At 71.1% G+C, this 13,516-nt stretch carries 13 protein-coding genes; 3 read left to right on the top strand and 10 right to left on the bottom strand.

Translation table 11 applies throughout. From position 1 onward, the window contains the following. Window positions 1–38 precede the first annotated feature (38 nt). The 5 genes from KIH74_RS03510 to KIH74_RS03490 all read right to left on the bottom strand — a co-directional run bounded on the left by KIH74_RS03510 (window position 39) and on the right by KIH74_RS03490 (window position 5,666). Entirely contained in the window at window positions 39–485 is a 447-nt protein-coding gene (locus tag KIH74_RS03510; RefSeq protein ID WP_214154237.1) for a cytidine deaminase, read from the bottom strand. Between the two features lie 4 nt (window positions 486–489). Beyond that, entirely contained in the window at window positions 490–1,752 is a 1,263-nt protein-coding gene (locus tag KIH74_RS03505; RefSeq protein WP_214154236.1) for an ABC transporter permease, read from the bottom strand. Then, window positions 1,749–2,885 (bottom strand): ABC transporter permease, encoded by a 1,137-nt coding sequence (locus KIH74_RS03500; RefSeq protein ID WP_214154235.1) that lies wholly within the window; start codon window positions 2,883–2,885, stop codon window positions 1,749–1,751. The genes KIH74_RS03505 and KIH74_RS03500 overlap by 4 nt, the downstream gene beginning before the upstream one ends. After that, window positions 2,882–4,447: an ABC transporter ATP-binding protein gene (locus KIH74_RS03495; protein WP_214154234.1), complete on the bottom strand. Its 1,566-nt coding sequence runs from the start codon at window positions 4,445–4,447 to the stop codon at window positions 2,882–2,884. The genes KIH74_RS03500 and KIH74_RS03495 overlap by 4 nt, the downstream gene beginning before the upstream one ends. 163 nt (window positions 4,448–4,610) lie before the next feature. Next, window positions 4,611–5,666: a BMP family lipoprotein gene (locus KIH74_RS03490; protein ID WP_214154233.1), complete on the bottom strand. Its 1,056-nt coding sequence runs from the start codon at window positions 5,664–5,666 to the stop codon at window positions 4,611–4,613. A gap of 374 nt (window positions 5,667–6,040) precedes the next feature. Here KIH74_RS03490 and KIH74_RS03485 point away from each other — a divergent pair, with 374 nt between their 5' ends. Continuing rightward, window positions 6,041–6,352: a hypothetical protein gene (locus tag KIH74_RS03485; protein WP_214154232.1), complete on the top strand. Its 312-nt coding sequence runs from the start codon at window positions 6,041–6,043 to the stop codon at window positions 6,350–6,352. Window positions 6,353–6,358: 6 nt separating this feature from the next. Here KIH74_RS03485 and KIH74_RS03480 read toward each other — a convergent pair whose 3' ends face one another. From KIH74_RS03480 to KIH74_RS37450, 5 genes are all read right to left on the bottom strand, one after another. Further along, window positions 6,359–7,543, bottom strand: a complete 1,185-nt coding sequence (locus tag KIH74_RS03480; protein WP_214154231.1) for an amidohydrolase — start codon at window positions 7,541–7,543, stop codon at window positions 6,359–6,361. 63 nt (window positions 7,544–7,606) lie between these two features. Continuing rightward, entirely contained in the window at window positions 7,607–8,674 is a 1,068-nt protein-coding gene (locus KIH74_RS03475; protein WP_214154230.1) for a type III polyketide synthase, read from the bottom strand. Continuing rightward, window positions 8,671–9,399 carry a methyltransferase domain-containing protein gene (locus KIH74_RS03470; RefSeq protein ID WP_214154229.1) on the bottom strand — a complete coding sequence of 243 codons (729 nt, stop codon included), beginning with the start codon at window positions 9,397–9,399 and terminating at the stop codon, window positions 8,671–8,673. The genes KIH74_RS03475 and KIH74_RS03470 overlap by 4 nt, the downstream gene beginning before the upstream one ends. Before the next feature lie 58 nt (window positions 9,400–9,457). Then, window positions 9,458–10,585, bottom strand: coding sequence for a mannose-1-phosphate guanylyltransferase (locus tag KIH74_RS03465; protein WP_308113553.1), 1,128 nt, complete (start codon window positions 10,583–10,585; stop codon window positions 9,458–9,460). 85 nt (window positions 10,586–10,670) lie between these two features. Next, window positions 10,671–10,802: a hypothetical protein gene (locus KIH74_RS37450; protein ID WP_281417589.1), complete on the bottom strand. Its 132-nt coding sequence runs from the start codon at window positions 10,800–10,802 to the stop codon at window positions 10,671–10,673. Window positions 10,803–10,825: 23 nt separating this feature from the next. Between KIH74_RS37450 and KIH74_RS03460 the strand changes: the two genes are divergently transcribed. Both KIH74_RS03460 and KIH74_RS03455 read left to right on the top strand, forming a co-directional pair. Continuing rightward, window positions 10,826–12,052, top strand: a complete 1,227-nt coding sequence (locus KIH74_RS03460; protein WP_214154227.1) for a glycosyltransferase family 4 protein — start codon at window positions 10,826–10,828, stop codon at window positions 12,050–12,052. Window positions 12,053–12,151: 99 nt separating this feature from the next. Further along, window positions 12,152–13,495 carry a D-alanyl-D-alanine carboxypeptidase family protein gene (locus tag KIH74_RS03455; RefSeq protein WP_214154226.1) on the top strand — a complete coding sequence of 448 codons (1,344 nt, stop codon included), beginning with the start codon at window positions 12,152–12,154 and terminating at the stop codon, window positions 13,493–13,495. Window positions 13,496–13,516 lie beyond the last annotated feature (21 nt).

The following is a 13,516-nucleotide window of genomic DNA, read 5'->3' as shown; positions in this document are numbered from 1 at the left end:
CGGCATCCGGCCGGACCGCCGGGGAAGGCACGAGACCGTCAGCCGTTCGCGCGGGCCAGGTCGGCCGGGCCGAAGGCGTCGGGCAGCACCTCGGTCATCGGCACCACGCCGTGGCTGGTCTCGACCAGCAGCTCCGGACCGCCGAATTCGTACAGCAGCTGTCGGCAGCGCCCGCACGGCATCAGCGACTCGCCGTCCGGCCCCACGCAGGTGAAGGCGATCAGCCGGCCGCCGCCGGTGGCGTTGAGCGACGACACCAGGCCGCACTCCGCGCACAGACCCACGCCGTACGAGGCGTTCTCGACGTTGCAGCCGGTCACGATCCGGCCGTCGTCGACGAGGGCGGCCGCGCCGACCGGGAACTTCGAGTACGGCGCGTAGGCCTGCCGCATGATCAGCCGGGCCTGGGCCCGCAGGGCCGCCCAGTCGATCTGCTCGGGCCCGGCGACCCCGGCCACCCGGCCGGGGTCCGAGTCGTGCGTCATCGTGTCACTTTCCTTCCGGGCGGTAGACCAGCCCGTCGGCCTTCGGCATCCGGAGATGCTGGGCTGCCAGGGCGAGCACCAGAAGCGTGGTGACGTAGGGCGTCATCGTGGTGATCGGGCCGGGCAGCTCGTCGGTGTTCAGGTACCAGACCAGCGACAGCACGGCGAACACCAGGCCGATCACGGCCGGGATCCAGCGCCGGCGGTACAGGTTGAGCAGCGTGACCGCCAGGAGCAGCGCGAACACGACCAGCAGCAGGGCATGCACGGCGGTGGCGTTACGCAGCTGCATGGCGTCGGTGTAGCCGAACAGGCCGGCACCCATCACCAGGCCGCCCGGCCGCCAGTTGCCGAAGATCATCGCGGCCAGGCCGATGTAGCCGCGGCCACCCGTCTGCCCCTCGCGGTACAGGCTGGAGGCGACGATCGCCAGGAACGCACCGGCCAGACCGGCCAGACCGCCGGAGACCACCACCGCGACGTACTTGTACAGCCGCACCTTCACGCCGAGCGACTCCGCGGCGTGCGGGTCCTCGCCGACCGAGCGCAGGCGCAGGCCGAACGGGGTCTGCCAGAGGATCAGGTAGCTGACCACCACGAGCAGCACCGCGAGGATGGTCAGGATCGAGACGTTGGTGAGCAGACCGCGCAGGATGCCCGCGATGTCGGAGATCAGGAACCAGTGGTGCTTCTCCAGCGGCTCCAGCACCGAGTTCAGGCCGGGCACCGAGGGTTTCGGCAGGGCGGCGATCTGCGGGGACTGGGTCTCGCCGCCACCGGGGGTGTCGGCCAGCAGCTCACCGGCCAGGTACTGGGTGGTGCCGAGGCCGAGGATGTTGATGGCGACACCGGACACCGTGTGGTCCACACCGAAGGTGACGGTGGCGACCGCGTGCACCAGACCGCCGATCGCGCCGAACGCGACGGCCGTCAGCACACCGGCCCAGGGGCCGTGCTGCCAGCCGATCCAGCCGGCGCCGAAGGTGCCGAGGATCATCATGCCCTCGAGACCGAGGTTGACCACGCCGGCCCGCTCCGACCACAGACCGCCGAGACCGGCCAGGCCGATCGGGACGGCCAGCATCAGCGCGGCACTGACCGTGCCGTTCGAGGTCAGGTCGGTGGCACCGGTGATCTGCCGGATCGCGCTGAGCAGCACCAGACCGGCCACCACGTAGAGCGTGATCCGGACCGGCCTGGTCAGGCCCTTCTTCGGGGCGGCCGGGGCCTCCGCCGGCGGAACGGTCGATTCCAGCGTGGCGCTCATGCCTGCGCTCCCTGCGTGGCGTTGGGCTCGGAGGGCGTGGTGGGCTCGCTCAGCCGGCGGCCGACCTCACGCTGCTGCGCCACGAGGCGGTAGCGGCGCACCAGCTCGTAGGCGATGACGACGGAGAGCACGATCACGCCCTGGGTGATCATCACGATCTCCTTCGGCACCCCCTCCAGGTCGAGGATCTGCGAGGAGTTGTCGAGGAAGCCCCACAGCAGCGAGCCGATCGCCACGCCCAGCGCGGTGTTCCGGCCGAGCAGGGCGATCGCGATGCCGGTGAAGCCCAGGCCGGTCGGGAAGTCGAGCGAGTAGGTGTACGACGAGCCGAGCAGCTGCGGCATGCCGACCAGGCCGGCGATGCCGCCGGAGATCGCCATGCTGACCAGCACCATGCGCTTGACGTTGACGCCGCTGGCGACCGCGGCCTCCTCGTTGCGGCCGGTGGCGCGCAGGTCGAAACCGAAGCGGCTGTGCTCGATCATGAACCAGTAGAGGAAGCCGACGATGACCGCCAGCACCAGCAGGCCGTAGACCTGGAGGGTGGAGTCGGGCACCAGGCTCAGGCCGCCCACCCGGCCGCTGGCCGGGATCTCGGGGGTGCCGATGTTGTTCGAGCCCTCCGCCTGCACGGCCAGCTTGTCGGTGGTGAGCAGGTAGGCGATCAGCGCGGTGGTGATCGAGTTCAGCATGATCGTCGAGATCACCTCGCTGATCCCGCGATACACCTTGAGCACACCGGCGATGGCGGCCCAGAGCCCGCCGACCATCACGGCAACCAGCAGGATCAGGCCGACGTGCAGCACCCGGGGCAGGTCGACCGCCCCGCCGACCGCGGCGGCCATCAGCGCGGCCAGGCGGTACTGGCCGTCGACGCCGATGTTGAACAGGTTCATCCGGAAGCCGAAGGCGACGGCCAGCGCGGCGAAGTAGTAGGTGATCGCCGAGTTGATGATCAGCGTGGTGGTGCGCGGTTCCTGCGCGTACTCGATCATCTGCTGCACGGTGGCGATCGGGTCGTTGCCGGCCACGGCCAGCACGATCGAGGTGATCACCAGCGACAGCACGATCGCCAGCACGGGCGCGGCCACCGAGAGGCCTACGCGGCGGACGGTGTCCATGTTGAGCTTCACGCAGCCTCACCGGCCCCGGTCATCGCGGAGCCGAGTTGTTCGGGAGTGACGGTCGACGGGTCGACCTGGGCGACCAGCTCACCGCGCAGGATCACGGTGAGGCTGTCGGAAAGGCCGATCAGCTCGTCCATGTCGGCACTGATCAGCAGCACGGCCAGGCCCTCGGCCCGGGCATTGCGCAGCAGGTCCCAGATCGCCGACTGGGCGCCGACGTCGACGCCCCGGGTGGGGTGGGCGGCGATCAGCAGCTTGGGGTTGCCGCTCATCTCCCGGCCGACGATCAGCTTCTGCTGGTTACCGCCCGACAGGGCGGACGCGGCGACGTCGATCGAGGGGGTGCGCACGTCGTACTCGCGCACGATGCGCTCGGTGTCCTTGCGGGCCCCGGCCCGGTCGACCAGCGGACCACGGACGTTCGGCTTGCGGCTCTGGTGGCCCAGCACCCGGTTCTCCCACAGCGGGGCGTCCAGGAGCAGGCCGTGCCGGTGCCGGTCCTCGGGGATGTAGCCGCAGCCCGCCTCGCGACGGCGGCGGGTGGACCAGGTGGTGATGTCGTCGCCGTCCAGCGTGATCGTGCCGCTGTCGACGGAGCGCATACCCATGATCGCCTCGACCAGCTCGGCCTGGCCGTTGCCCTCGACCCCGGCCAGCCCCAGCACCTCACCGGCGTGGATGGTCAGCGTGACGTCGTGCAGGAGCGACCTGGCGTCGTCCACCAGATTGACGCTCTTCATCTCCAGCACCGGCCGGTCGGTGACCGTGGACTCGCTGGTCTGCGGCGAGGGCAGCTCGCTGCCGACCATCAGCTCGGCGAGCTGGCGCGAGCTGACCGTCTTGGGGTCGGCGGTGGCGACGGTGGTGCCGCGGCGCACGACGGTGATCTCGTCGGCGACCGTGCGGACCTCGTCGAGCTTGTGCGAGATGAAGATGATCGACAGGCCCTGCGCCTTCAGCACGTTCAGGGCGTCGAACAGGGCGTCGACCTCCTGCGGCACCAGCACGGCGGTGGGCTCGTCGAGCACCAGGATGCGGGCGCCGCGGTAGAGCACCTTGATGATCTCGACCCGCTGCCGGTCTCCCACGCCGAGGCGCTCGACCAGTGCGTCGGGGTCGACCTCCAGGCCGTACTGCTTGCCGATCTCGCGGATCTTCGTGCGAGCGGCGGCGCGGTTCAGGCCGAACCCGCCCCAGCGCCGGGGCTCGGCCCCGAGCACCACGTTCTCCAGCACGGTCAGGTTGTCGGCCAGCATGAAGTGCTGGTGCACCATGCCGACGCCGCGCGCGATCGCGTCGGACGGGCTGTGCAGCACGACGGTCTCGCCGTTGATGGTGATCGTGCCCTCGTCCGGCTTGTGCATGCCGTACAGGGTCTTCATCAGCGTGGACTTGCCGGCGCCGTTCTCACCGACCACCGCGTGCACCGTGCCGGGCATCACCCGGAGGTTCACGTCATGGTTGGCGACGACACCGGGGAACCGCTTGGTGATTCCTGTGAGCTCGACCGCGGGGACGGCCTCACCCGCGCTCGGCCCGCCGGCCACCGCGCCTTCCGACTCGGGCATCAACAGGACACCTTTCCACCCACAGCTGGACTTCCGTTTCCGGAGGGGGACAACTGGACCGCCGCCCCGACCCGGGATTCCGGGCGGGACGGCGGCCAGGTTAATGCTTTGAACTGGCAGTTCTGTCGCCGGAGGTCCGGCCGGGCAGAAAAGCCGGGTCAGATCACGGCTTGTCGGAGACGGTGATGTCGCCGTCGATGATCTGCTTCTTGAGCTCGTCGGCCTTCGCCTCGTACGACTCGACGGCCGAGTTCGAGGTGGAGTAGTCGATGCCCTCGTCGGACAGGTCGAACTCCTGCACGCCGGTGAGCACCTTGCCGTCCACGGCCGACTTCACGAAGTCGTAGACCGAGGTGTCGACGCGCTTGAGCATCGAGGTGAGGATGACGTCCTTCACGTCGTCGCCGGCCGTCAGGTACTGGTCGGAGTCGACACCGATCGCCCAGTGGTCGGCACCGGCGGCCTTGACCGCCTTGAACACACCGGAACCGGAACCACCGGCGGCGGCGTAGATCACGTCGGCGTCGGCGTCGATCATGCCCTGCGCCGTGGTCTCGGCCTTGTCCGGAGCACCGAAGCCGCTGTAGTCCGGCGGCTGGCTCAGGTACTTGACCTGAACCTTGATGTCCTTGTTCACGGCCTCGGCGCCCTGGGTGAAGCCGGCCTCGAACTTCTGGAGCAGCGGGGTGTTCACGCCGCCGATGTAGCCGATGCTGCCGGTCTTCGAGGCCTCGGCGGCGATCGCGCCGACCAGGTACGAGCCCTGCTCCTCGGCGAACACCAGCGAGGTCACGTTGGCCGTGTCGGCCAGCGTGGAGTCGTCGATGATGGCGAACTGGGTGTCGGGGAACTCCTTGGCGACGTTGCCCAGGGCGGTCGCGTAGGCGTAACCGACGGCGATGACCGGGTTGTAACCGCCCTGCGCGAGCAGACGAAGCCGCTCCTCGCGCTGGGTGTCGGTCTCACCGGTGCTCGCCTCGAGCTCCTTGGCCTCGACGCCGAACTCGGACTTGGCCTTGTCCAGGCCGGTCGCGGCGGAGTCGTTGAAGGACTGGTCACCGCGGCCGCCGACGTCGTAGGCCAGACCGACCTTCACGTCGGACGTGGCGGAGCTGCCGCCCGCGTCGGTGCTCGAGTCGTCGTCACTCCCGCCGCCACAGGCGGCGAGGGCGAAGGTCGCGGCAGCAACCACCGCAACCAGCTTGGTCACCCGGCGCACAGGTGCCTCCTCTTAAATGCAACTTCGGACGAACCGGGCGCGTCCGGGACGTGACTCCCAGGACAACGGCGCCGGTCCCGGCCCTGCCCGGGCCGGTATCAGGGGCGACCTTAGCCGCTAATCACAGCCGGTTTGGACCGAGCACCGTTCGGTGGCCGAACCGTGACCGTGGAAATCTGTTCGTCATTAGGCCCGGCGGCCGGAGAGTTCGTCGAGGTCCGGCAAACTTCACATAACCGTCACCGGTACTGTCACGCCATGACAGAACGTGATCAGGACGGGCGGACCGGGCGGCCTGCGCGCCGAGCGGTCAGCCCTGTCCACGGTTCCCCCTCATGCCGGAACCGCTGCGGATGTTTCCCCCTGAAGGCCCAATGATCGTTCTGTTCTTCATGCTGCCGATCGGCATGACCGCGGCCTGGTTCGGGGTGCTGGCGCGGTACCGGCGGATCCCGGACGCCTTCTGGTACCTGGCGATCGGGGCGGTGGTGACCTGCTTCCCACTGGCCGTGCTGGCCGACCGCGTCTATCAGCACCTGCATCCGGATCAGCAGCCGACCGTGCTCGAGGGGTTCTCCTCCTGGGGTTTCCCGGTCTTCGTCAACGCCGTGACCGGTGCACTCACCCTGCTGTTCCTGGCCGTGCCCGGGTCATGGCTGGAGCTGAGGCGCCGGTTCCCGCGCTGAACCCGCTCAGTCGCTGAACAGGTCTCGCACCGCCGTGGCCGCCAGGAACGTCGCGCCGATCCCGATCGCCCGCTCGTCCACGTCGAAGTCGGGCCGGTGCAGGTCGTAGGTGGCGCCGCCGGGCGTGCGGGTGCCCAGCCGGACCATCGCGCCCGGCACCTTCTCGAGGATCCAGGCGAAGTCCTCGCCGCCCAGGCTCTGCGGCGTGAGTTCGAGTGCGCCCTCACCGATCTCGGCCAGCACCGCGGCCTCGGCCAGCGCCACCGCGTCGGCGTCGTTGACGGTGGGCGGCACCCCGCGCTTGTAGTCCACCTCGGCCCGCACCCCGTAGGGCTGCACCACCTGCTGGATGGTGTCGGTGATGATCGAGCCGGCGATGGTCCACACCGCGCTGTCGAGGCAGCGGAAGGTGCCCGCCACCTCGCCGGAGCTGGGGATGGCGTTCATCGCGACGCCCGAGTTGACCCGGCCCCAGACCATGGACGCACCGGCCCGCGGGTCGACGCGACGGGACAGCGCGGCCGGCACCCCGGTGACCACGGCGGCCAGCGCGAACACCACGTCCTGGGTGAGGTGCGGGCGTGAGGTGTGACCGCCCTGGCCGGTCAGGGTGACGCTGACGTGGTCGGCGGCGGCGGTGATCGGGCCCACCCGGGAACCGATGCGGCCGACGTCGGTACGCGGGTCGCAGTGCAGGCCGTAGGCCCGGGTGACGCCGTCGAGAAGGCCCTCGCCGAGCACCTTCAGCGCACCGCCGGGCATCTTCTCCTCGGCGGGCTGGAAGATCAGCCGCACCCGGCCGGGCAGCGGGCTGCGCTCGTGCAGGTCGGCCAGGGCGAGCGCGGCGCCGAGCAGGGCGGTGGTGTGCACGTCGTGACCGCAGGCGTGGGCGGCGTTCTCGTGGGTGGACGCCCACGGCCGTTCGCAGCGGTCGGGCAGGGGCAGGGCGTCCAGGTCGGCGCGCAGGGCCACGGTGCGGCCCGCTCCCGCCGGACCGATGTCGCACCACAGCCCGGTGCCGCCGGAGAGCCGCTGCGGGTTCAGGCCCGCCTTCGCCAGACGGTCGAACACCAGCCCGGTGGTGCGCATCTCCTGAAAACCGAGCTCCGGATGCGCGTGGATGTCACGGCGCACGTCGATGAGTTCGTCGGCGTAGGCCGCTACCAGAGGGGCTACTTCGGGAATGTTCACGATCTGGCGAGCATAGACCCGCCACGTGTGATGCCGTGCACCCACACGGAGTACGTCCGGGAATTAACACACCGTTCTCAGAAGAGCGCTGCACAGTGTCAGTCCGGGCCCGAAAGCCATGAGCACCACGGGATCCCCGGACTCCAGCCGCCGCCCGCGCCGGATCGACTCCAGCACCAGCAGCACCGTCGGCGAGGAGCAGTTGCCGTACCGGTCCAGCACCTCGCGGCTCGGTGCGGCCAGCTCGGCGGGCAGGTGCAGCCGCTCCTGGACGACGTCCACGATCCGCCGCCCGCCCGGGTGCACCGCCCAGCCGGCCACGTCGCCGGCCCGGTGCCCGAAGGGCGTCAACAGCTCGGCGGTCGCCTCGGCGACCTGCCCGGCGAGCACGTCGGGCACCTTCGGGGAGAGCCCCATGCGGAAGCCGTGGGCGGTGACGTCCCAGGTCATCAGGGCCTCGGTGCCGGGGACGGTGGCAGCGGTGGTGCGCAGCAGCTCCAGCCCCGCACCGGCGTCGGGCTCGATCACCAGCGCGGCCGCGGCGTCGGCGAACAGGGCGTGCGACACCACGGTCTGGAGGTCCGCCGGGTCGTCGGAGCGCTGGAGGTGCAGGCTGGGCAGCTCGACGCAGAGCAGCACCGCGGGCAGGCCCTGGGCCCGCACGAAGTCGGCGGCGGCCTGCAACCCGGGAATCGCGGCGTAGCAACCCATGTGGCCGACCAGCAGCCGGCGCACGTCGAGGGGCATGCCGAGCTGGTCGGCGATCATGATGTCCAGCCCGGGCGTTGCGTAGCCGGTGCACGAAACCACCACGAAGAAACCAATTTCGGACGACGAGAGACCGGCCTGCGCCAGCGCCGCCGTCACCGCCTCGCCGCCCAGACCCCGCGCCTCGGTGACGTACCGGCGCATCCGGTCGCCGGTGCTCCAGCCGCTGACGTCGGTGTGCCGCGGGTCGACGCCGGCGTGCCGGGTGGTGATCCCGGCGCTGCGGAAGATGTGCCCGGCGATCCGGTCGTGGTTCAGCCGGGGCGCGAACACCTCGCGCCAGATGTCTTCCTGCGGAACCGGTTCCGGCACCGCGTGACCCTGCCCGGTGATCACCGCGCGGTGCCCCCGCAACCCGCTCACGCGGCGTCCTTGATCGCCGTGGCCCGGTACACCCCGGCGACCGACGACATCGGCAGCATGGTCACGTGGTCGCGCCGCCGGGCCAGCCAGGCCAGGTACTGCCCGACCGCCGGGCGCAGGCCGACCGGCCGGCCGAGCCGCACGCCGTGCCCGGCCAGCAGTGCGGCGAGGCGGTGCGGCGACACCAGCAGGGCCGGGTCGTGGATGCCGGGCGGCGGTCCGCCGGGCAGGTGCTCGGCGATCCGGACCAGGGCGACGCGGCAGAACCGGGTGTCGTTCAGGGTGTCGACCACCAGCGTGCCGCCGGGTTTCAGCACCCGGCAGATCTCGGCGACCGCCGCCGGCAGGTCGGGCAGGTGCTCCAGCACCTCACCGGCGACCACGCAGCCGAACGAGGCGTCGGCGAACGGCAGCCGGGCGGCGTCCGCGGCCAGCACCCGCACCCCGTGCACCCGGGCCTGGCGCAGCGACAGCAGCGAGAGGTCCACGCCGGTGTGTGCCCACCCGGCCAGCCGCCCGGTCAGGTACGGCTGGAGCAGACCGGCGCCGCAGGCGATGTCGAGCAGCGGGGCGCCGGGGGCGGGCGGCCGCGGGATCAGCTCCGCCCGTGCCCTGGCCAGCCAGTGCAGCGCCGCGAATCTGCCGTGCGGAAGCCACCACTCGCCGGTCAGGTCGTCGTACTGCGCGGGGTCGTTGCGTGCCCTGGTGCCGGACCGTGGCGACAATGCGACTCCCCGTTGTCAGCGCTGTTTCCAGCATTGACTCACGGCGGGACGATTCGGGCTACCTCAGGTCGTGCCGCCCGAGCTGGGTCAGCGTCTCGACCACCTTCTTCACGTCCTGCGCCCATTCCCGGGTGGTCACCAGCACGGCGGAGGGGGTGTCGATCACCACGACGTCCTTCAGCCCGAGCACCGCCACCAGCCGCTCGCCGGCCGGCACCGCGATGCCGGAGGAGTCCACGTCGAGCACCTGGGCGGCGTCGCCCACGACCTTCAGCGCCGCGTCGCCCGGCAGCAGGGCAGCCAGCGAGGCCCAGTCACCGATGTCGTCCCAGCCCAGGTCGGCGGGCACCACGGCGACCCGGCCGGCCTCGGCGGCGGGCTCGGCGATCGCGTAGTCGATGGCCACCTTCTCCAGCTGCGGCCAGAACTCGTCCACCGCGGCGTCGCGCCCGTCGGTGTCCCAGGCCTCGGCGATCCGCAGCACCCCGGCGTACAGCTCGGGGCGGTTGCGCTCCAGCTCGGCCAGCAGAACGTCGGCGCGGGCCACGAACATGCCCGCGTTCCAGCGGTACACACCCTCGTCGAAGTAGGTGCGCGCGGTCTCGGCGTCGGGCTTCTCCACGAACCGCTCCACCCGGCAGGCCGAGGGTGCGTCGTCGAGGCCGAGTGACTCGCCCACCCGGATGTAGCCGAACGCGGTGGACGCGTGGTCGGGCGTGATGCCCAGGGTGACGATCTCGCCCAGCCGCGCGGTGGCGACGGCCTCGGCCACCGCCTTCTCGAAGCCGGAGGCGTTGCGGATCACGTGGTCGGCCGCGAACGAGCCGATCACCGCGTCCGGGTCGCGGCGCGCGATCACGGCGGCGGCCAGGCAGATCGCCGCGGCGGAGTCCCGGGGGGTGGGCTCGGTCAGCAGGTTGGCGCCGGTCAGGCCGGGCAGCTGCTCGGTGACGGCCTCGGCGTGCGCGGTACCGGTGACCACGGTGATCCCGCCCGGGCCGGCCAGCGGCAGCAGCCGGTCCCAGGTCTGCTGGAGCAGGGTGCGGCCGGAGCCGGTGAGGTCGAGCAGGAACTTGGGACGGGCCTGGCGGGAGAGCGGCCATAACCGGGTGCCGGCCCCACCAGCGGGCACGATGGCCCAGAAGCCGGGCAGGGCGGCAGACGATTCACTCGCTTGGTCAGTCACCCGCAACACCGTAGGGCCCCGGCCGAGGTCCGCGTGGCGATCTCCGGGGAATAACACCCGATGAGCCCGACTTCACCCTCGGCCGTCACCAGCTGGTTACCGGCGGGATCTTGCCCCGGACCCACAGCGTCCTGACCACGGATTTCACCGACGCGCCGGACAGCACCGGTCGGTAGTTGTTCACCCGGTCCACCATCGCCGCTTCCCTGTCGCTCACCCACCCGGCCGAGGCTTTCTCCCATGCAGCGAGCGTCTGTGGTGGGGTCCCGTGCCGAGCTGGACCTGTTGCGTGCGGACCGGGCCGTCCCGGTCGTCTCCCGGCCGGTCGCCGGTTCCGCACCGGGCCGGCTCCGGGTCGCGATCGTCGCCGAATCGTTCCTGCCCACGGGCAACGGCGTCACGAACAGCGTCTGCCGGGTGCTGGAGCACCTGGCCGCCCAGGGCCACGAGGCCGTGGTCATCTGTCCCGGCCCGGCTCCCCGGAGCTTCGCCGGGTTCGAGGTGATCACCGTGCCGTCGTTCAGCTACCGCCAGTTCCCGGTCGGCATGCCCAGCTCCAAGGTGCTGCGCACGCTCGCCGGCTTCCGGCCGGACATCGTCCACCTTGCCTCCCCGTTCGTCCTGGGTGCCGTCGGAGTGACCGCGGCCGGGCAGCTGGGCATCCCCACGGTGGCCGTTTTCCAGACCGACGTACCGGCTTTCGCGTCGCGTCACCGGATGGGCATGCTGGCCGGCACCGCCTGGCGCTGGGTGCGGCACATCCACACCCAGGCCGACCTCACGCTGGCCCCCTCCAGCGCGGCGATGGACGAGCTGCGTGACCACGCGGTGCCGCGCCTGTCCCTGTGGCAGCGCGGGGTGGACAGCGACCGCTTCCACCCGGACCGCCGGGAGACGGAAGCGGTGCAGGCGCTGCGGCAGCGGCTGGCGCCGGACGGCGAGGTGCTGGTCGGCTATGTCGGCCGGCTGGCCACGGAGAAGCGGGTGCAGCGCCTGGCCGCGCTGAACGGGATGCCAGGCGTGCGGCTGGTGGTCACCGGCGACGGCCCGCACCGCAGGGCCCTGGAACGCGCCCTGCCCGGGGCCACGTTCCTCGGCTGGCAGGACGGCGACGACCTGGCCGACACCTTCGCCGCACTCGACGTGTTCGTGCACACCGGCACCGCGGAGACCTTCGGCCAGACCCTCCAGGAGGCGATGGCGAGCGGCGTCCCGGTGGTCGCCCCGGCGGCCGGCGGCCCGCTCGACCTGGTCACCCCCGGCGTCAACGGCATGCTCTACGGCGCGGAGGACGACTCCGGCCTGCGGATGAACGTGGCCGCCCTGGCGAGCGACCCGGAACAGCGCCGCTGGATGGGCGCGGCCGGCCGGATCGGCGTGCAGCGCAACACCTGGGAACTGCTGGGCGACGAGCTGATCGGGCACTACCGGGCCGTGCTCGGCACCCGCGCGGCCGTCGCGTCCTGAGACACCCACGCGGGCCCACGGCACCGGGTACCGGTGCGTGACGCGGGCGTCGCCTGTTTCTTGCGGGTCAACCGCGAACGCCGGGTACGCTCAGCCCCGATGTCCAGTTCCTACCGTTCCCGCCACGCGCTCCGGCTGATCGCCGCCACCGCCGTCGCCTCCGGTCTGACCCTGGGCACGGTGGTCGCGCCAGGTGCCGCGCTGGCAGCGCCCTCACCGTCGTCCACCGACAGCAAGTCGTCCACCGACGGCAAGAAGAAGTTCGTGCTGCCCGAGGCCGAGTCGTGGGTCGGTGGCGAAGACCTGATCGGCACCAAGACACTCACCGACCTGCCGGCCGGGGTGGAACAGCCCCCCGCGCCGAAGTCCGCGTCCTGGCTGATCGCCGATCTGGACACCCGCGAGATCCTGGCCGCCAAGAACGTGCACGTGCCGCTGGCCCCGGCCTCCACGCTGAAGATCTTCACCTCGCTGGCCCTGGCGCCCGAGCTGGACACCGACCAGGTCTACACCGGCACCACCGAGGACGAGAACATCGACGGCACCCGGGTGGGCATCGTCGCGGGCTCGAGGTACACGGTGGACGACCTGCTGCACGGGCTGCTGATGAGCAGCGGCAACGACTGTGCCAACGCCCTGGGCAACCTGGTCGGCGGGCAGAGCCAGGCCACCGAGATGATGCGCCAGAAGGCCCTGGAGATCGGCGCTTTCGACACGGTCGTCGAGAACACCAGCGGCCTCGACGCGAAGGGCCAGGTGAGCAGCGCCTACGACCTGGCGCTGGCCGGCTCGCAGGCGCTGGAGAATAAGCAGCTCGCGAAAATCATGACCACGCAGTCCTACTCGTTCCCCGACCAGGGAACGTCGATGGGTGCCAAGCGCAAGCATTACCAGACGCAGAACCACAACCGGCTGCTCGGCTACCTGCCCGGCATCACCGGCATCAAGAACGGTTACACCACCAGCGCCCTGGGCTCGAACGTCGCCAGCGCCACCTACCAGGGCCACAGCTACATCGCCGTGGTGATGCGCACCGACGGCACCGTGTTCACCCCCGTCGGCGACATGCTGGAGTGGGCGTTCAAGAACGGCCAGAAGGCCAACCCGGTGGGCACCCTGGTCAAACCCGGTGAGCTGACCGCGATGACCGGCCCGGACGTCCCCGCCTCCGACGGCGTGGTGGCGGGAGTGGCCCCCACCGCCACCAGCTCGCCGGAGTCCACCGAGGCCGAGCGGCTGGCCGGCGACGACGACAGCGGCGACGGTGACGACCTCAAGGCCGCACTCACCGGCACCCGGTCGTCCGACACCCGGTCCGTCACCCGGTTCTGGCCGCTGGCCGCCATCGCCGCGGTGCTGTTCCTGCTCATGGTGTTCGGGCTGCGCCCGCTCCTGGCGAGCACCCGCCGTTCCCGCTCCCGGGGTTCACGGCGTCGTCACTGATCGAATCAGGGACGACGCAAG

The sequence above is a fragment of the Kineosporia corallincola genome (assembly GCF_018499875.1).
Classification (GTDB): domain Bacteria; phylum Actinomycetota; class Actinomycetes; order Actinomycetales; family Kineosporiaceae; genus Kineosporia; species Kineosporia corallincola.
The sequence above is the reverse complement of the archived record's forward strand: the minus strand, read 5'-3'. Positions and strand labels throughout refer to the sequence as shown.

Excerpts from the sequence above, each read along its gene's own strand:
- KIH74_RS03510 (WP_214154237.1), bottom strand. The coding sequence starts at position 485 with ATGACGCACGACTCGGACCCCGGCCGGGTGGCCGGGGTCGCCGGGCCC.
- KIH74_RS03505 (WP_214154236.1), bottom strand. The coding sequence starts at position 1,752 with ATGAGCGCCACGCTGGAATCGACCGTTCCGCCGGCGGAGGCCCCGGCC.
- KIH74_RS03495 (WP_214154234.1), bottom strand. The coding sequence starts at position 4,447 with ATGCCCGAGTCGGAAGGCGCGGTGGCCGGCGGGCCGAGCGCGGGTGAG.
- KIH74_RS03485 (WP_214154232.1), top strand. The coding sequence starts at position 6,041 with ATGATCGTTCTGTTCTTCATGCTGCCGATCGGCATGACCGCGGCCTGG.
- KIH74_RS03460 (WP_214154227.1), top strand. The coding sequence starts at position 10,826 with ATGCAGCGAGCGTCTGTGGTGGGGTCCCGTGCCGAGCTGGACCTGTTG.
- KIH74_RS03455 (WP_214154226.1), top strand. The coding sequence starts at position 12,152 with ATGTCCAGTTCCTACCGTTCCCGCCACGCGCTCCGGCTGATCGCCGCC.